Annotated in this window: 15 protein-coding genes; 14 read left to right on the plus strand and 1 reads right to left on the minus strand. The window is 48.6% G+C overall.

Annotated features, from left to right (window positions below; translation table 11 throughout):
• The first annotated feature begins 522 nt into the window (after positions 1-522).
• The 3 genes from ACLUXO_RS04590 (at position 523) to ACLUXO_RS04600 (ending at position 2,924) form a co-directional block, all read left to right on the plus strand.
• Positions 523-1,536, plus strand: coding sequence for an NAD(P)H-dependent glycerol-3-phosphate dehydrogenase (locus ACLUXO_RS04590; protein ID WP_412136508.1), 1,014 nt, complete (start codon positions 523-525; stop codon positions 1,534-1,536).
• A gap of 137 nt (positions 1,537-1,673) precedes the next feature.
• Positions 1,674-2,042 (plus strand): helix-turn-helix transcriptional regulator, encoded by a 369-nt coding sequence (locus tag ACLUXO_RS04595; protein ID WP_412136509.1) that lies wholly within the window; start codon positions 1,674-1,676, stop codon positions 2,040-2,042.
• Between the two features lie 105 nt (positions 2,043-2,147).
• Positions 2,148-2,924, plus strand: coding sequence for a hypothetical protein (locus ACLUXO_RS04600; protein WP_412136510.1), 777 nt, complete (start codon positions 2,148-2,150; stop codon positions 2,922-2,924).
• A gap of 324 nt (positions 2,925-3,248) precedes the next feature.
• Here ACLUXO_RS04600 and ACLUXO_RS04605 read toward each other — a convergent pair whose 3' ends face one another.
• Positions 3,249-4,124 carry a DNA/RNA non-specific endonuclease gene (locus ACLUXO_RS04605; protein WP_412136511.1) on the minus strand — a complete coding sequence of 292 codons (876 nt, stop codon included), beginning with the start codon at positions 4,122-4,124 and terminating at the stop codon, positions 3,249-3,251.
• 328 nt (positions 4,125-4,452) lie between these two features.
• Between ACLUXO_RS04605 and ACLUXO_RS04610 the strand changes: the two genes are divergently transcribed.
• From ACLUXO_RS04610 to ACLUXO_RS04660, 11 genes are all read left to right on the plus strand, one after another.
• A complete protein-coding gene (locus tag ACLUXO_RS04610) occupies positions 4,453-7,737 on the plus strand; it encodes a glycoside hydrolase family 68 protein (protein ID WP_412136512.1) in 3,285 nt (1,094 codons plus the stop codon).
• A 162-nt stretch (positions 7,738-7,899) separates the two neighbouring features.
• The gene (locus ACLUXO_RS04615) at positions 7,900-9,147 is read left to right on the plus strand and encodes an LCP family protein (protein WP_412136513.1); all 1,248 of its coding nucleotides are present in this window, start codon (positions 7,900-7,902) and stop codon (positions 9,145-9,147) included.
• Positions 9,148-9,385: 238 nt separating this feature from the next.
• Positions 9,386-10,366: an LCP family protein gene (locus tag ACLUXO_RS04620; RefSeq protein ID WP_412136514.1), complete on the plus strand. Its 981-nt coding sequence runs from the start codon at positions 9,386-9,388 to the stop codon at positions 10,364-10,366.
• Positions 10,367-10,577: 211 nt separating this feature from the next.
• Positions 10,578-11,231 carry a sugar transferase gene (locus tag ACLUXO_RS04625; RefSeq protein WP_412136516.1) on the plus strand — a complete coding sequence of 218 codons (654 nt, stop codon included), beginning with the start codon at positions 10,578-10,580 and terminating at the stop codon, positions 11,229-11,231.
• 15 nt (positions 11,232-11,246) lie between these two features.
• On the plus strand, positions 11,247-12,023 hold the full coding sequence (locus ACLUXO_RS04630; RefSeq protein WP_412136518.1) for a DUF4422 domain-containing protein: 777 nt from the start codon (positions 11,247-11,249) through the stop codon (positions 12,021-12,023).
• Positions 11,930-13,153 carry a UDP-galactopyranose mutase gene (glf, locus tag ACLUXO_RS04635; RefSeq protein ID WP_412136534.1) on the plus strand — a complete coding sequence of 408 codons (1,224 nt, stop codon included), beginning with the start codon at positions 11,930-11,932 and terminating at the stop codon, positions 13,151-13,153. The genes ACLUXO_RS04630 and glf overlap by 94 nt, the downstream gene beginning before the upstream one ends.
• An 11-nt stretch (positions 13,154-13,164) precedes the next feature.
• The gene (locus tag ACLUXO_RS04640; protein WP_412136519.1) at positions 13,165-14,097 is read left to right on the plus strand and encodes a LicD family protein; all 933 of its coding nucleotides are present in this window, start codon (positions 13,165-13,167) and stop codon (positions 14,095-14,097) included.
• The gene (locus tag ACLUXO_RS04645) at positions 14,097-15,146 is read left to right on the plus strand and encodes a glycosyl transferase (RefSeq protein ID WP_412136520.1); all 1,050 of its coding nucleotides are present in this window, start codon (positions 14,097-14,099) and stop codon (positions 15,144-15,146) included. Before ACLUXO_RS04640 ends, ACLUXO_RS04645 begins: the two co-directional genes overlap by 1 nt.
• Positions 15,147-15,173: 27 nt before the next feature.
• Entirely contained in the window at positions 15,174-16,310 is a 1,137-nt protein-coding gene (locus ACLUXO_RS04650) for a glycosyltransferase (RefSeq protein WP_412136521.1), read from the plus strand.
• A 19-nt stretch (positions 16,311-16,329) separates the two neighbouring features.
• The gene (locus ACLUXO_RS04655; protein ID WP_412136522.1) at positions 16,330-17,763 is read left to right on the plus strand and encodes an oligosaccharide flippase family protein; all 1,434 of its coding nucleotides are present in this window, start codon (positions 16,330-16,332) and stop codon (positions 17,761-17,763) included.
• A gap of 20 nt (positions 17,764-17,783) precedes the next feature.
• Positions 17,784-18,695 (plus strand): LicD family protein, encoded by a 912-nt coding sequence (locus ACLUXO_RS04660; protein WP_412136523.1) that lies wholly within the window; start codon positions 17,784-17,786, stop codon positions 18,693-18,695.

The raw sequence follows: 18,695 nt of genomic DNA on the forward strand, positions 1-18,695 counted from the left end.
TATTCATCGTTATAATATAATTTATTTTTAGTTATAATCCCCTTATTTAGACATATGTCCAAATCGTTGAAGGATAATCCTACTGTTCAGTATACTATAGCGGATAGCGTTAGTACAAATTGATAAAATGTTATGTTGCTGAGAAAGCAATTAGGAAAAAATCGTTCGCCTTTTTTAAAAAAGTGCATAAAAAATGTTTAAATTCACGAAAAGCCTTGTCAAAGACTATTTTACATCATACAATAGTCTATGCAAGAGTAAGCGGTTGCTTTTAATAAACTCTTGAGTTTTTCACTTGGAGATAAATGCATAGCTGTTTTTTGTTTACACTTTTTAATATGGCTATTCTCTAACGGACGTTTCAATTGGGAAACGTCTTTTTTGTGTAGGCAAAGGCTAATTTTTTAATAATTAGGCTAGGGTTAAAGAGAAAGTTGCCAGCTGAGTGCTATAATAGGTTAGATCAGTGGCGGCCGTTTTGCCGCCGCGAATAGGAATCAACAAACTAAGTGAGGTAATAATATGGCAAAAATCGGTGTTTTGGGAGCAGGTACTTGGGGCATGGCACTGGCCCGGATGCTCAGCAACTCTGGTCATGAAGTGACCGTCTGGTCAGCCCTGCCGCAAGAAGTCGACGAACTCTCAAGAACTCGTCGCCAGAAGAACCTGCCAGGTATGGTTATTCCTGACGAAATTAAATTTACTAAGGAAATTGCGGAAGCCTGCCAAGGCAAGGATATCATCCTGTTCGCCGTACCATCAGTCTTCGTCCGCTCAACTGCTAAGACTGCTGCGCCGTTCATTCCAGACGGGCAGATCATCGTTGACGTGGCTAAGGGGATCGAACCAGACACCCTTTTGACTTTGACGGAAGTCATCGCTGACGAATTGAACAAGGACGGCAAGCATGGCAATGTCCACTACGTTGCCCTGTCTGGTCCGACCCACGCTGAAGAAGTGGCCAAGGACCTGCCAACTACCATCGTTTCCGCCTGTGAAGACCAAGCTGTGGCCGAAAAGGTCCAGGATGTCTTCATGAACAAGAACATGCGGGTTTACACCAACTCTGACCGCTTGGGCGTTGAGCTCTGCGGGGCCTTGAAGAACGTAATTGCTTTGGCCAGCGGGATCTGCTCCGGCCTGGGCTACGGGGACAACATGCGGGCTGCCTTGATTATCCGCGGGATGGCGGAAATCAAGCGCCTGGGCCTTAAGATGGGCGGCAAGGAAGACTCCTTTGACGGCCTGGCTGGCATGGGGGACTTGATCGTTACCGCTACCAGCAAGGAAAGCCGGAACAACAATGCTGGCTACTTGATCGGAAAGGGCAAGAGCGCTGAAGAAGCCAAGAAGGAAGTCGGCATGGTCGTTGAAGGGATCAACGCCATTCCAGCCGCCTTGGAACTGGCTGACAAGTATGACGTGGAAATGCCAATCGTTTTTGCCGTTGACGCCGTGGTCAACCGCGGTGCTGACGCCCGGGAAACCGTTGATGCCTTGATGCTGCGGGAAAAGAAGTCAGAAATGACCAAGTAATAAAGTTAATTAAGAAGTCTGCGGAAGCAGGCTTCTTTTTATCTTTTATATTCTTTTCTCAAAAAAGGCAAAAAGCTCTCATAAACATTTCATTTTATTACAACTTATGTTATGCTTATGACAGGTGGTGACTTTGGATGGAAAAGAACATGATTGGCAAGTATTTGCGAGACCTGCGCCGGCGGCGGGGGATGAGCCAGCAGGAGCTGGCCCTGGCCTTGGGAGTAAGCAAGCAGACCATCTCTAATTGGGAGGTTGGCCGCAAGGTGCCGCGGATGAAGGCTGTTGAGAAGATAGCGAATATTTTTGGCGTGTCCAGAAACAGCATTCTGGCTGGGCTGCCGGTAGAAATGCTGGAACAAGGGGGGCAGGAAGACCGCAGGGTGGTCGACCTAACCGACCGCGATATCCGCTTGACCTATCTGGGCCAGCAGGTGCCGCGGGAATATATTGACATCATTGAGAAGCTTATGCGCTGCGATATTGCCGAGCGCGATGCTCAATAAGGCGGGAAGTTCTCGCCTTTTTCTTTTATCCAAGGGGGAGGAAGCCTTTTCAAAGGAAGTAGTATAATGAAAAAGTGATATTTAAAAAATAAGGGGGATAGAACGATGAAGGAGAAAAATTGGCTGACCTGGCTGACGGTTTTGGCCCTGGTCGTGGGCTTTGCCGCCATGGGCGCCAGCGTCTGGCTGAGCACGCAAGCTGCCAAGCAGACCCAGAGAAACAGCCAGCTGGCTGGCCAGCTCTACCAGGCCAGCCGGACTAAGAGCCAGGAAGCTTTCAGCATTAAAAAACGCCTGGACAAATTGGCGAGCGATAATTCCAGTTTAAAGAAGAAAAATGCCCGCCTGGCCAAGGAAAACCAGGCACTTAAGCAGGCCAACCAGGACCTGCCTGCTGCCAGCGTTGCTGCGGGGCTGAATGTTTGGGAGACAGAAGAAAAGAGCGGCGAGCTCCAGCTGGAGATCGATAACCAGACTGGGCAGGCGGTGAGTGACCTGCTGGTTTTGGCGGTAGCGGCCAGCGGCCGGATTACTTTAAACAGCTTGCCGGGCTATTTCCCAGTTGGTGGGGCCAAGCCGCGCTACTTTTACCGGAAAGAAGTGGCGATTGGCAAGACGGAAGGAAGTTTGACCGGCGCTTACGCGGGTTCTGACTTGGTCAGCCTCTTTGCGGACGCCAGTGGCGTCTACTGGTTCAAGGGGAACCGGGGGCAGGTGAAAAAAATCGGAAGCCAGGCCCACTTCAAGAAGCTGCTCCGCCAAATCAGCTTGAACAAGCTGGAAGAGAGCCCGTTGCCGGTGAAGAAGATGGAAAAGAAGAAAACGAGTAAGAAAACGACTAAGAAGACTGAAAAGCAGTCCAGCAAGAAGAAAGCTGAATAAAAGAAAAGAGGGGCCCCAACTTAGTTGGGACTCCTCTTTAAATAGATGTGTAAAAGGGGATGACATATGGCGCTTCGATGCATTTATGAATAGAAAGGAATCGGTAAAAATGCGAATGATGTTAGAAGTGTTTGAAATGAGTCGCCCGATATGCCAACATATTGTACCAAAACTGTACAAATAAGATAAAAGAGTATGTGTGTAAAAATGCAATAAGAAAAGAGTATGATATAAAACCTTCATAGGAAAAGGTAGGGTCATCTCTCTTGCCTTTTCCTAATGCCAATATTACACAGGCCCTTGCAAAAAATCAAGAAACATGCCTTAGCGCAGGGCCCGGCGGTAGCCGGCTCTTTTGGCTTCAGTTTCGGTGCGGAAGTAGACCGCGTTGGCTGAGTTCATATGGTAGCCGGCCTGGCCTGGAACGTGGTAGATCTTGGACCGGCGGTTACCAACAATCCGGCCGGTGGTAGAGGTCTTGATCTTCTTTTTAGAAGAAGTGGACTTTTTAGCAACGGTCTTTTTAGCAACGGTCTTTTTCGCCGCGCCGGTAACCAGGCTGGTACCGTTTGAATAGTTGAGCTTGACGCCGTCCTGGACGTTGAAAATGTAGACGTGGAAGCGGACCGCGTTAGAGCCGGTGGACTGGGCTTCCATTTCAACCCCGCGGGCTAAAAGCTCCCGGCCGCGGAAGATTGGCTTGACCCGGTAGCGGATGTAGTGGTGGCTGGAGGATTTGAGATAGCTGGCCACCTGGTTTTCGTACTTGAGCATGCCTGGGTCGTTTAATTGCCGGGTCCCGGTGATCAGGTTCTTAGGGTTGTTGTTTTGCCCGGTCAGCTGGTAGCCGATCAGGTGGCTGCGGTTGTAGAGCCAGCCGCCGGCGATCTTCTTGTTGTGCCAGGCGGTTGGGTTCCAGTAAAGGGGCTCTCTGGCCTTGGTCGGCATGAGCCGCTTGTTCAGCAGGGCATCGGCTTCCCCGGCTCGGTTTAAAGAGTCCAGCTTGTGGTAGCTCTGCCAGGCCCCCTTTTTAGTCGACAGGGTTTTCTTGGAAAAAGCTGGCCGGTTCTGGTTGACGGTGATAACTTTTTGCCCCTGGTAGTCGCGGTCAGCCAGGCTGCTGGCCTTGGAGGGACTGGCCACGAGGAAGCTGGCTGAAGCCAGTAGGAGGGCCGTTATTTTTTGCATTGTTTTCTTCACGGAAATTCCTCTTCTTTACAAAATTACTTTAGTGTTAGAACAAACAACTTTGTCATTCTAACATGATTACATAAAGAAGGAATAGGCGGAAAATATATTACAGAAAATATTGCTTTATTTTCTTAAGTGAGCTTGGAGAATCAGCGGGGCTTAAAGTGATTTATCTTTAAATAGATAAGTCAATACAAATGCTACAAAAAATGTGAAAGAAATGTTGTAAAATAAAAGTATTGCTTAGTGTGCTTATTAGCTGGCTGAGTAAAATGTGTAAATATTCTATATTTTTAAGTAATAGACAGATTATTTTTTAGAGGAAAAACTTAAGATTATGAAAAAGGAAGAAAAGAAACACGGCCTGTTCGGCAAAGACTACTTGATGCTCTCAGCAATGACCATTGGTTTGCTTGCTGGCGCGGGTAAGGCACAAACTGTTAAGGCTGATACTGTTGAAAAGGCAACGACTGAAGTCAAGGCAGCAACTACTGCAACTACTGCAACTACGACTACCGCCAACACTACGGCTGCTCCGACTAACACTACTGCAGCAACTACTACGACTACGACAGCTGATACCACGACTGCAGCTAATAACAACACCGCAGCTGGCACTAACAACACCAATACCGCGAATAACGGGACTGCCAACACTGCAACTGGCAATACCAACCAAGCTACTACTGGTACGACCACTGGCACTCCAGACCCAACTAACCCAGGTTCAACCGGCACGACCACTGGCACTCCAGACCCAACTAACCCAGGTTCAACCGGTACCAACACCGGTACTAAGACTGATACTAAGAGTACTGGTAACACGACCGACAACCCAGGTTCAGCCAGTGACAACACCCAGACTCACCCAGGCTCATCTACTGGCAACACCTCCAGTGATGAAACTTCAGAACTTGGGAAGCAAAACATCAGTGAAGATGTTTCAAACGAAAACATTGGCGAAGGCTCAGTTATTAACAGCTATTTGACCACGCAAGCTGCCAAGGACAACTACGCCAAACTGAATGACACTGGTAAGAAGATCGTGGCTGCTGCTTTGAGAGAAGGCAGCACTTTGGAACTGGACAAGCTGACTGACACGCAGATCGCTGCCTTGAACAAGATGGTTCTGAACAAGACTGAAGACAGTCAGTACACTTTGAAGGACTACGACTCAATCACCAAGAAGATCGTTGAACGCGACAGCAGCTCCCAAATTCCACTCTTTAAGGGGGAAAAGGTTGTCAACATGCCTGGCCTGGACAAGGTCAAGGACGCTGAAACTGGCGAAGAAGCAACCATGGACATTTGGGACTCCTGGCCAGTTCAAGACCCAGAAACTGGCTACGTGCAAAACTGGAATGGCTACCAGCTGGTTGTGGCCATGATGGGTATTCCGCACAAGAGCGACAGCCACTTGTACCTGCTTTACAACAAGTATGGTGACAACAACTTTGCTAACTGGAAGGTTGCCGGCTCAATCTTTGGCTACAACAATGACCCGGCAATTGGCCAATGGTCCGGTTCAGCTATGCTTAACGCTGACGGCTCAATCCAATTGTTCTACGCTAACGTCGTTGCTCAAGAAAGCAACAACCAAAGAGTTGCCACTATCACGGTCAACATTGGCGAGAACGCTGACGGTGTTTACATCAAGAACACTGAAAACGACCACATTCTCTTTATCGGTGACGGTACTGTTTACCAAAACTTTGAACAATGGAAGAACAGCGAAAACCGTGGTGCCAACAACCCACAAATGCGTGATGGCCACGTCTTCAAGGACAGCGACGGTACTTACTATTTGGCCTTTGAAACTGCTACTGGTGACCTTGGCGATGACCCAGAAGGTGCTGACAATCTTTACGACTGGGGCAGATATGGCGGTAACGCGGCTTACAACGTAAGTGAATTGTTCAAGCTGCTCAACAGCACTGACATGAGTACTAGAGCGGCCGTAAGTAACAGTGCTATCGGTTTGCTCAAACTTGACATGAGCGACCCTAAGAATCCTAAGGTAGCTACTAACGAAAATGGCAAGCAAGTCCTGTACAAGCCGCTTGTTAAGACTGTTCTGTCCGGTGATGAAATCGAACGGCCAGACTTAGTCAAGTTGAATGGTAAGTACTACCTCTTCGTTGATGCCCGGGTCAACCATGCCAGTGACACAGACTTGGCTGTTAAGACTAACATCGCAGTTGGGGACAACGTTACCATGCTGGGCTTTGTTTCTGACAAGGTAGACGGGGACTACGTTCCTCTGAATGGTGACGGTCTGGTACTTGGCGCGTCTGTACCATCAACTTGGCGTACTGCTACTTACTCATACTACGTAGTTAAGATCAATCCGGCCAACTTGAAGAGCGACAAGATTACGGTTAATGGCGTAACCTATGACAAGGATTACTTTGCTAACCACGTTGTTTTGATCAATGCTTACATGGGCAACCGGGGCGAAATTGCCGGCAAGGGCCTTAATGCAACTCTTGGACCAAGTTTCTTGGTTTTGATCGATGGTGACAAGACGACTGTCTTGGCCAACTCAGTTACTGACCAAGGTGTTTGGGATTGGAACGAAAATAGTCCGAAGCCTGAACTGGCAGCTGCGTCCTTAAAGGAAGCCAAGCGGTCAACTGACAGCTTCAGCTACCAAGTTAACAAGGACGGCAACTGGTACCTGTACAACGATTCAACTGATGACGGCTCAATCAAAATGCAGACCGGTTTCCAATACCTGGCTGGCCAAAACAAGACGGTTTACTACGATCCAGCTACTGGCCAAATGCTGTATGGCCTGCAAAAGATCGACGGCAAGACTTACTACTTTGCTCCAGGTTCAGGCGCCCGGTTCGGCGGTCAAATCAAGATCGACGGCAACTGGTACCTCTTCAGCAAGGAAGATGGCGTAATGCAAACTGGCTTCCAGTACATCACTAGCCAAAACAAGACGGTTTACTACGACCCAGCTAGTGGCCACATGCTGTATGGCTTGCAAAAGATCGACGGCAAGACTTACTACTTCGCTCCAGGTTCAGGTGCAAGAGTTGTCGGCCAAATTAAGATTAACGGCAAGTGGTACATGTTCGACAAGAAGACCGGCGTAATGCAGACTGGCTTCCAGTACATTGCCAGCCAAAAGAAGACTGCCTACTACAGCCCTAAGACTGGCCAAATGCTGTACGGCCTGCAAAAGATTAACGGCAAGTGGTACATGTTTGACAAGCGCTCAGGTGCTAAGATCAGCTACCAAACGGTTGGTACTTACATCCGTTTGAAGCACAACGCCGCTCTTTACTCAGCTAAGGGCAAGAAGACTAAGGCTAAGAGTTACAAGAAGGGCCTGTACACCAAGTCTGTTGGCATTCGGATCATCAAGGGCAAGGTTTACTACAAGCTCAGCAACGGCAAGTACATCAAGGCTGGCAACATCACTGTCGGCAAGAAGCGGACTCTTAAGAAGAATGCCTACATCTATGTCAAGAAGGGCAAGAAGGTAAAGGCACTTAAGGGCCTGCAAAAGAAGGGCAGCACGAAGTACACTTACGGCTCTGTTGTGATCTTCCAAGGCAAGAAATTCTACGCAGTAGCCAGCGGCAAGTACATCAAGTCCGCAAACTTCTAAAATCAAGTAAGCAGAAAAATCCCGCGTCAGCGGGATTTTTTCTTTGACCAAGATGTGAAAATACTCTTCAAAAAAGATAAAAATCTGTCTGCCAGCGTCCATCTGATACCAGTTTAACTATAATGGAGATAATAATTTTTATTTCAAAAGAATAGGATACTGGTGAAGACTTTGAAAAATGACAACAATATAAACACCAGAGTTGGCAAGCGGAAGAAGCGTGGTAAAGCCAAGCGCGTCTTCTGGAGCATCCTGGCCGTCTTATTGCTTGGGATTGCCGGCTTTGCTTACTACGAGTACCATACAGTCAAGAACGCGGCAGATTCAGCTTACAAGTCTGGCGGGATTAGCAGTGCAGAAAACGGGAGCAAGAATTCCGTCATCAGCAGCTCCAAGCCGATCGCAATCCTTTTGATGGGGACTGATACCGGGGCTTTGGGGAGAACTTACAAGGGCCGGACCGACTCCATCATGGTTGCGGTCTTGAATCCAAAGACCAAGAAAACGACTCTGGTCAGCTTCGAAAGAGACCAGCAGGTCAACCTGCCTGACTACCCGGACAAGTCGCCTTCCAAGTTGAACGCGGCCTATGCTTACGGCAATGCCAAGGAATTGGCCAAGGTCTTGAAGAAGTACTACAATATTCCGATTAATGCCTACGTCTTGATTAACATGGGTGGCCTTAAGACCATCGTCAACAAGGTCGGCGGGATCGATATTGCTCCGGTACTGTCTTTTAGCTATGAAGGCTACACCTTTACCAAGGGTAAAACGACTCACATGGACGGGGCCAAGGCACTGGCTTATTCCCGGATGCGGTATGATGACCCAGAAGGTGACTACGGCCGGCAAAAGCGGCAGCGGCAAGTTCTTTCCGCTCTCTTGAAGAAGGCTGAAAGCGCGACGACCTTGCTGAACTCCAGCTTCATTTCTTCCCTGTCCAAGCAAGTGCAAACTGACTTGACTTTCAGTGACATGACTTCTATGGCAAAGAGCTACCTGGCAGCCACAAAGAACTTGAAAACTGATTATACCCACGGTACTGGCTATATGCAAAACGGGGTTTCCTACCAGAAGATTTCTGTTTCTGAGCGGCAGAGAATCAGCAACTTGATCAGAAAAGCCCTGGGGCTTAAGACCAAAAAGGTAAAGACTGACTCAATCGATACTTCAACTAGCAGCTCGACCAGTTCAACTAATTCTAGCAGCTCAAGCAGTTCTGCCGGAAATACCCCTGGTAGCAATGCTGGCGGTTCAACGACTGCTCCTGGCTCTGATACTAATACCGGTTCCAACTATAATTCCAATTACGGGTCTAATTATAATTCTAATTCCACTTACAATTATGGTTACGGAACGCAGGACAGCAGCCAAAATATGTACGGTCAAAACACTAGTACCGGCTACTAATCATAAAAAGTTGCAGAGGAGTTAAAGGCGAGCTTTGACTCCTCTTTTTGTATATGGCTTTCAATCAATAGAGTTTAAATGGCAGGGAGATCTGCTAAAATTGAAGTGTTAGCGGGCATTTGTCTAAGTTTTTTTAAAAAAACAGAAGAAAGTGGATTTGTCTGGTGCAGACCCGGAGTTTTTATATATAATGAAACTATTGCATCTATTCTAAAGATTGGACATATGGTGAAAAGCTGTGAATGAGAAAAAGTTAAATACAAGAACTGAGAAGCGGAAGAAACGCAACAAATTTTGGCGGATCTTCTGGACTGTCGTTGGGGTAATCGTGCTTGGCCTGGCTGGCTTTGCCTGGTATGAATACAGTTCAGTTAAGAACGCGGCCAATACTGCTTACCGTTCAGGCGGGATCAGCAGCGCGGAAAACGGGAGCAAGAACGATGTCATCAGTAGCAAGAAGCCGCTGGCAGTCCTCTTGATGGGGACGGACACCGGGGCTTTGGGCAGAACCTACAAAGGCCGGACTGACTCCATCATGGTCGCGGTCTTGAACCCAAAGACCAAGAAGACCACCTTGGTCAGCTTCGAACGTGACATTCAAGTCAACCTGCCGGACTATCCGGAACACTCACCGTCTAAGTTGAACGCGGCTTACGCATACGGTAATGCTGGTGAACTTGCTAAGGTGCTGAAGAAGTACTTCAACATCCCGATCAATGCTTACGTGTTGGTTAACATGGGCGGGCTTAAGACCATCGTCGACAAGGTTGGCGGGGTTGACATCGCGCCGGTTCTGAGCTTCAGCTACGAAGGCTACACCTTCACCAAGGGCCAGAAGACCCACATGGACGGGGCTAAGGCTCTGGCTTACAGCCGGATGCGGTATGATGACCCAGAAGGTGACTACGGCCGGCAAAAGCGGCAGCGGCAAGTGCTGCAGGCCCTGGTCAAGAAGGCCGAATCAGCCCAGACGCTGCTGAACACCAGCTTTGTTTCATCGTTGTCCAAGCAGGTTCAAACCGACTTGACTTTCAGTGACTTGACTTCCCTGGCATCATCGTACTTGCCAGCCACGAAGAATGTCGTAACTGACTACACCCACGGCACTGGCTTTATGCAAGATGGCGTATCTTACCAGCAAGTGTCTACGACGGAACGGCAAAGAATCAGTGACTTGATCAGAAAAGCCATGGGCCTCAAGACAAAGTCAGTTCAGTAATTGCAAACAATTTAGAGAATGCTGGATGCGATCATCCAGCATTTTTTGTTTACAGCTACAGCCTGCTATTGATAGTGCACAATACAAGTAAAAGATGTTATACTTGGTTATAATGCGGTTAGTGGTGTCTTTAGTAAATGCGTTGAAGAAAGCGCAATTTTGTGTAAAAGATAGCAAAAATTGTTTAGTTATTAAGTTGTACGGGTAATAAATGAGTAAAAAAGAGAAATCGTCCAATTACGAGAAAAAACTGGGCACCTACAAGTATATAAAGAGATTCTTGGACATTGTCGGCAGCTTGCTGGCTCTGGTAGTTTTCTCGCCGATTTTCTTGATTCTGTCTCTGATCATTAAGAGCCAGGACGGCGGATCAGCCTTTTTTGCCCAAGAAAGAATCGGTAAGGGCGGCAAGCCCTTTATGATGTACAAATTCCGTTCGATGCGAATGGATGCGGAGAGAATTTTAAAAAGCGATCCTGATTTGTATGCCAAGTATGTAGCCAATGACTACAAATTGCTGGCTGATGAAGATCCAAGAATTACTCCGATTGGCCGCTGGATGCGGCGGACATCAGTTGATGAACTGCCGCAGTTTGTCAATATTCTCAAAGGCGACATGAGCATCATTGGTCCACGGCCAGTGGTGGAAAAAGAACTGGAAGAATACGGTGACCGCAAAGACAAGTTTCTCTCGGTCAGGCCAGGTGCCATGGGCCTTTGGCAGGCAACAGGTCGGAGCAACATCAGCTACCCGGAGCGCTGTGACGTTGAGCTGGAATACATCGACAATATCTCTTTTGGATATGACGTAAAGATTTTCTTCCAAACTATTTTCAGCATCTTCAAAAAAGAAGGAGCTTACTAAAACAGGGGGAAACTAGTGAAAATTAAAGTATTAGTCGCGGCACACAAGCAGTTCCCAATGCCGGCTGACTCTGTCTATCTGCCGGTCCTGGTTGGCGCGGTCAAGAACTACAAGCCGGGAATTGATTACCAGCGCGATGATGCTGGTGAAAACATTTCGGCCAAGAACCCCTATTATAATGAACTGACAGGGATTTACTGGGCCTGGAAGAACTTAAAGGACGTTGATGCGGTGGGCTTGGTCCATTATCGACGCTATTTTTATGTTAAGAAGCCTTTTACTTTGGAAAATGTTGCCAAGGAGGCTGACTTTGCCAAATTGCTTGAAAAACATGATGTAATCGTTCCAACTAAGCGGAACTACTACATCGAAAGCAACTATGACCACTATGTTCATGCCCATCCGGCAGAGCCCCTGGACAAGACCCGTGAAATTATCGCGGATGCCTATCCAGACTATCTGCCGGCTTTTGACATGATGATGAAACGGCGCAGTGCCCACATGTTTAACATGTTCGTCATGAAGAAAGAGCAGTTTAACGATTACTGTGAATTCATCTTCAGCGTTCTTAGCAAGCTGGAAGGACAAATAGACATTTCCAGTTACTCAGTCCAGGATCAGCGGGTCTATGGCTATATTTCTGAAAGATTGATGGACGTCTGGCTTTACACGACCAAGCAGAACTACACTGAGATGACCTGGGGCCAGCTGGGCGGCGAAAAGAAGATAGTGAAGGGGATCAACTTGATCAAGCGCAAGCTTGGCATTGGCAAGAAGCAGACCCACTTTTAAATAAAAGGAGCAAAACAAGTATGAGCAAGTATTTAGTAGTTGGTGCAGGTCTTTTCGGTGCTGTCTTTGCGCGCGAAGCAGCCAAGCGGGGCCACGAAGTTACGGTAATCGAAAAACGTGACCACATCGCCGGCAATATCTACACTAAGGAAATTGACGGTATCCAAGTCCACCAGTACGGGGCCCACATTTTCCACACCTCAAACAAGGAAGTCTGGGAATATGTCCAGCAGTTCGCGGAATTTAACCGCTACACCAACAGCCCGGTAGCCAATTACAAGGGCAAGATGTACAACCTGCCCTTCAACATGAACACCTTTACTCAAATGTGGGGCGTCCGGACGCCGCAAGAAGCCATGGACAAGATCAATGAACAGCGCTCTGAAATGGCGGGCAAGACCCCGCAAAACCTGGAAGAACAGGCTATTTCTTTGATTGGCCGCGATATTTACGAGAAGCTGATCAAGGGCTACACGGAAAAGCAGTGGGGCAGAAAGGCAACTGAACTGCCGGCCTTCATCATCAAGCGGGTGCCAGTTCGCTTGATTTATGACAACAACTACTTCAACGATGACTACCAGGGGATTCCTAAGGGCGGCTACACCAAGCTGGTGGAAAACATGCTCAAGGATGACAAGATCACGGTTGAACTGGATACTGACTTTTTCGCCAAGAAGGACGAGTACCTGCAAAAGTTTGACAAGGTCGTCTACACTGGCCCGATCGATGAATTCTTTGACTATCGCTTGGGTGAACTGGAATACCGGTCCCTTCGCTTTGAAACTGAAGAAAAGAACGTGGGCAACTACCAAGGCAACGCGGTGATCAACTACACTGACGCCGAAACGCCATACACCCGGGTGATTGAACACAAGCACTTTGAATTTGGCAAGGGTGACCCGGACAAGACAATCATTACCCGGGAATACCCAGCTGACTGGCACAAGGGTGACGAGCCTTACTACCCGGTCAACAATGACAGAAACAACAACTTGTACGCTCAGTACAAGGAAATGGCTGACAAGGAAGATGCCAAGGTTATCTTCGGCGGCCGCCTGGGCCAGTACAAGTACTACAACATGGACCAGGTCATCGCGGCTGCTTTGGAAGCTGTTAAGGAAGAATTTTAGGAAGCAGCTGCATGAGTAAATTAGGAACCAAGGATGGCTTCGCGGCCCAGAAGAATGCTTTTGGGGACAGCGACCACGTAGTTTACGTTGAAGGCGAAGATTTAAAAAAGCTGAAGCAGACCCTGCTGGGGATGCTCCAGGATTTCATGGCTGTTTGCGCCAAGTATGACCTCAACTACACCCTAAGCGGTGGATCAGTCTTGGGCACGATCAGACACCGGGGTTTTATTCCCTGGGATGACGACATCGATGTCAACATGCCTAGAAAAGACTTTAACAAGCTCAAGGAAGTTTTTGACAAAGAGTTAGGAACTGGCTATAAGCTCCTTGCCCCGGAACTTACCCCGGGCTATGGGGCAGCTGCCAGCCGCTTCATCAAGAAGGGTACGGCTTACCGGACCTTTAATGATGTTGCTGAACCAAGAGAGAACTGCGGAATCTGCATTGACATTTTTGTCCTGGAAAACACTCCGGACAATGCCCTTGCCCGCAAGCTCAGAGGCTACTGGAGCCTGGCGGTTGGCTACCTGCTCAGCTGCCGGAAGGTTTATGACTACTTGCCAAAGCTTTTGGAAATCCAGGACACGCCAGAAGTCAGAGCGGCTTTTGCTAAAAAGTACAAGATCGGCCGCTTCTTCAAATTTATTCCTTTGGATACAGCCGCTCACTGGACCTACAAGGTTTACTCCGGCTGCAAAAATGACAACTCCAAGTACGTGACGATTCCCAGCGGCCGCAAGCACTACTTTGGAGAAATGGACAGCCGGGAGAACATGTGCAAGACCACGGAAGGGACTTTCGAAGGTATCAAAGTCAAGCTGCCAGCCGGGATTGAAAGTTACATGACCCGCCTTTACGGCCCGGACTACATGACTCCGCCGCCAGCAGCCAAGCGGGAAAAGCACCCGCTCTTTGAATTCAGCTTGGGAGAAGACAAGGATTAATGAAAAAGTACCAGATTTTTGAAGTTTTCAGTTCAGACGACACTGCCTTGGGCAAGGCTCCGTCCGATATCAATCAGATCGCGGAAAAGGCAGGCTTTGAAAGCCTGCGCTTAGTCCGGGTTTGCGCCGGAAAGAAGGATGCCCTTTCCCGGGTTCGCCGGCAGCTGCACTACCGCTTCAGCTGGCAGAAGCTCTACAAGCAGATTGAACCTGATTCTATCGTCCTCTTCCAAGCTCCATCCCGGGACCACCAGCTGCAGCGGGAAGAAACCCTGGCCAAGCTGAAGAAAGAAAAGAAGGTTAAATTTATCTACCTGGTCCACGACGTGGAAGAGCTGCGGCAATTCTTCTATAAGAAGTTTTTCGCGGAAGACTTTGAGCAGATGATGAAATATGCTGACTGCTTGATTGTGCATAACGATTCCATGAAGCAGTTCTTCATCGACCGGGGCGTTGCGCCAGAAAAGCTGGTTACCTTGGGGATTTTTGACTACTTAATCCCGGATGGCGAGATCAACCAGGCCAAGTTTGAACGGGCTGTTTCTGTCGCCGGCAACCTGGATGTCCGCAAGACCCAGTATTTGAACGATATCGGCAAAATCGACGCCAAGTTCAACCTTTACGGGCTGAATTTCACTTTGGATGCCTACAAGAATGTCGAATACCATGGGGCCTTTCCAGCCGATGAAATTCCCAAGCAGCTGAATTCCGGCTTTGGCTTGATCTGGGACGGCAGCAGTATTGAGACCTGTGACGGGCCTTTTGGCAACTACCTCCGTTACAACAATCCCCACAAACTCTCCTTGTATCTGGCCTCAGCCCTGCCAGTTATTATCTGGAGCCAGGCAGCTGAAGCCAGCTTTATCAAGAGCAGGAATTTAGGCTTGACCATTGACTCTCTCCGTGACCTGCCGGAAGTTTTAAAAAATGTGACGGAAGAAGAATACGCAACTTTCGCGGCTAATGCCAGAGAGGTGGCTAAACAGCTGAGAGCAGGTCATTTTACCAAAACTGCCTTGGAAAAGGCCGTTAAGAGTTTAGAAAAGTAAGACACGAGTAAAAGAACAGGTGATAGCGTGAGTGACAAGTTGAAGGTGCTTTTGATCCGGGGGATGCTCTACTACGATGGGGTGACCTCGGTTGAATACGAATGGATCAAGACCCTCCGCGACCGGGTGGACTATGATTATGTCCTGCTCGATCCAGACAAGAGTATTCCTGAAAAAGAAGCGGCCGTGGAGGCCTTTGGCGTTCATGTCTACCCTTTACGCTATTCTGGCAGGAACTCTTTTGAGAGCCACCGCAACCGGGTGGCCGTGGTTGACCAGTTTTTGAAAAAGCACCACTATGATGTGGTTCATATCGATACTGACCTGCCCAGCCGTTATGACATGGCCAAGGTAGCCCGGGAAAACGGCGTCAAGCGCGTGATCGTTCACTCCCACAATGCTCTGCAGCATTTGCACGGCATCCAGAAGCTGCCTGGCTTCGTTACTTATGAACGTAGGCAGATTGCCCGCTATGCCACTGACCTGGCGGCCTGTTCTAAAGAAGCGGCTGCCTGGCTCTTTAATCCTAAAGACCAGGGCAGAGTCCGGATCATCCACAACGGGATCAGCCGGGACCGCTATGTCTTTAGTGAAGAAAAGCGGCAGGCAACCAGAGAAGAGCTGGGCTTAACTGCTGACCAGCTCTTGCTGGGCAATATTGGCCGCCTGGCTGACCAAAAGAACCAGCTTTTCTTGGTAGACATTTTTAATGAACTGGTAAAAAGCAAGCCGCAAGCCCACCTGCTTCTGATTGGGAACGGGGAAAAGGAGGCAGACCTGCGGGCCAAGATCAAGGACCTGGGTCTTGAAGACAAGGTGACCATGATCTTGTCCACGGACAGGATTCCAGACTACTTATTTGCTATGGATGCCTTTGTCATGCCATCTCTTTACGAAGGCCTGCCGGTAACCCTGCTGGAAGCGCAGACGACCGGCCTGCCATGCGTGATTTCTGATGTCATCAGCTCAGAAATGGACTTTGAGGGCTTAATTTTCCGGGAATCCCTGCAGGCTGATCCAGCTGCCTGGGCTAAGTTGCTCGCGCAAGTGGCCAGCCAGGCTAGCGGCCAGGACCGGCGGAAATTTGCCAGCCAGCTGACCAAGTTGGGTTATGACAACCAGGAATCTGCCGAGCAGGTTTATCAGATGTACTTGGGCAAGTAGTATCAGATCGGAAGCGTTAATGAAGAATCCTAGTATTAAAAAGAATATAGTTATCAGTACCTTGTACCAGATTCTGGCGATCATTACGCCGCTGATTACGGCGCCTTACGTTTCCAGAGTCATCGGGACTGACGGGATCGGGGCCTACAGCTGGACTTCCTCAATCCAGACCTACTTCTCCCTGGTCGCGGCTCTGGGGACAGCGTCATACGGGATGCGGGAAATTGCCCGTAACCGCAATGACGTCAAAAAGCGGAGCCAGATTTTTTGGGAAATTGAACTTCTGAGCGTCTTTACCTCCCTGGCCATGCTGCTGTTATGGGGAGTTTACCTGGGCTTTCAGACCAACTACCGGGTCATGTTCCTTATCTTGACCTTGAACCTCTTTAACACCATGCTGGACATCTCCTGGTTCTTTGATGGCTTAGAGCAATTCCAGTACACGGTGACCAAGAACGCCTTGGTTAAGGTGGCAGGGGTTGTCTTGATCCTGCTCTTCGTCAAGAGTCCTAAGGATACCAACCTTTATGTCTTCATCATGACGGGGACGACCTTGCTGGGGACCATGTCTATGTGGCTGGAGCTGCATAAGTTCGTGGTAAAAGTTCCAATCAAACTGGCTAACTTGAAGCGGCACTTCCATGAAACTCTGATCTACTTTATTCCGACCATTGCCACCTCCATCTATACTTATATGGACAAGACCTTGATTGGCTTCATGACCCAGAACAACGCGGAAAATGCCTACTATGAGCAGGCAACCAAGATTATCAACTTGACTAAGGCAGTGACTTTTACCGCTGTCAACAATGTCCTGGGGGCCAGAATTTCCTACTTGTTTGCCAAGAAGAAAGAGAAGGAAATCAAGCAGCGGATCCAGGGTTCCATAAACTACATTCTCTTCATTGGGGTGGGGATTGGTTTTGGCCTGCTCGGAATCGCGGATACCTTTGTGCCGGTCTTCTTCGGTCACGGCTGGGATAAGGTGGCGCTTTTGCTTCGCTTATTCAGCCCGCAGATCGTGATTATCGGGATTTCCAACTGTCTGGGTTCGCAATACTACAACCCGGCTGGCCTGCGGAAGCAGAGCGCGGTTTACATTATCATCGGGGCAGTCGTCAACTTTGTCTTGAACCTGTTCTTGATCCCGCGCTTTGCCAGTGCCGGGGCAACTTTTGCCTCAATCATCGCGGAATTGACAATCAGTCTGCTTTACCTTTACCATGACAATGGCTACTTGGAGCCGGCTTATATTGGCAAGGTGATCTGGAAGAAGCTGATTGCCGGAACTCTGATGATGCTGGTCATCCTGGCCTTGAATCCGTTTGGCCATCCTGGCATCATCAAGCTGGGCATCCAATTTGTTTTAGGCGCGGGTACTTACCTGGCGACCTTGTTTATCTTGAAGGATGATTCTGTTGGCCTGCTTAAGAAGATTTTGGGCAGGGGATAAGGGAGATTTTAGAAAAGACAATGGACAATATTAAGCTCAAGCTCTCAGACGATTTTTTCAAAGAAGAAGTCAGAAATGACTATACAGTCAGCCCGGAAATGAAAAAGATTTGGGCCGTGGAACTGGATCTCTTGGATCAGCTGGACCGGGTCTGCCAGAAATATGACATTCCCTGGTACTTGTCAGGCGGCTCGCTTTTGGGGGCGGTGCGCCACCACGGCTACATTCCTTGGGATGATGACATCGATTTGATGATGTACCGGAAGGACTTTGACCGTCTGTGCGAAGTGGCTAAGGATGAATTTGCTGAGCCGTACTTCTTCCAAACTGAAGAGACCGACCCCGGTGCTATGCGGGGGCACGCCCAGCTGCGCAATTCTTTAACCACGGCCATCCTCAAGTCGGAACAAAATTTCCACTACCAGTTCAACCAAGGGATTTTTATCGATATCTTCCCATTGGACAATGTGCCAGATGATCCAGAAGAGCGGCAAGCTTTTGTTAAAAATGTCAACCAGCTCAAGCACCGGGCCCGGCAGTTCTACAACTACTGCAACGGTTACCCGAATAAGAATTTGTCCGGTCTGAAAAAAATTCTCCTTTACACCAAGTTCTTTTTTGAAAAGAAAAAGAGCAGTGGCCGCAACATTTACTACGACCGCTTTGCTAAGGAAATCACCAAATATGATGACCAGGACACCCAAGAAGTCATGATGGTCATGTTGGAGACGGAAAAATGCTGCTGGAAGCGCGAGTATGTGGCCAATCCAGTCAGAGTACCGTTTGAGATGCTCAGCCTGCCGATTCCAAAGGACTATGATCCTTTACTGACCAAGCAGTACGGCAAGTGGAATGTCTTTGTCAGAGGCGGGTCTATCCATGGCTCAGTCATTTTTGACCCAGACAAGTCTTACAAGGAATACCTGAAATAG

The sequence above is a fragment of the Lactobacillus delbrueckii subsp. bulgaricus genome, assembly GCF_046938665.1.
Taxonomy (GTDB): Bacteria; Bacillota; Bacilli; order Lactobacillales; family Lactobacillaceae; genus Lactobacillus; species Lactobacillus delbrueckii_C.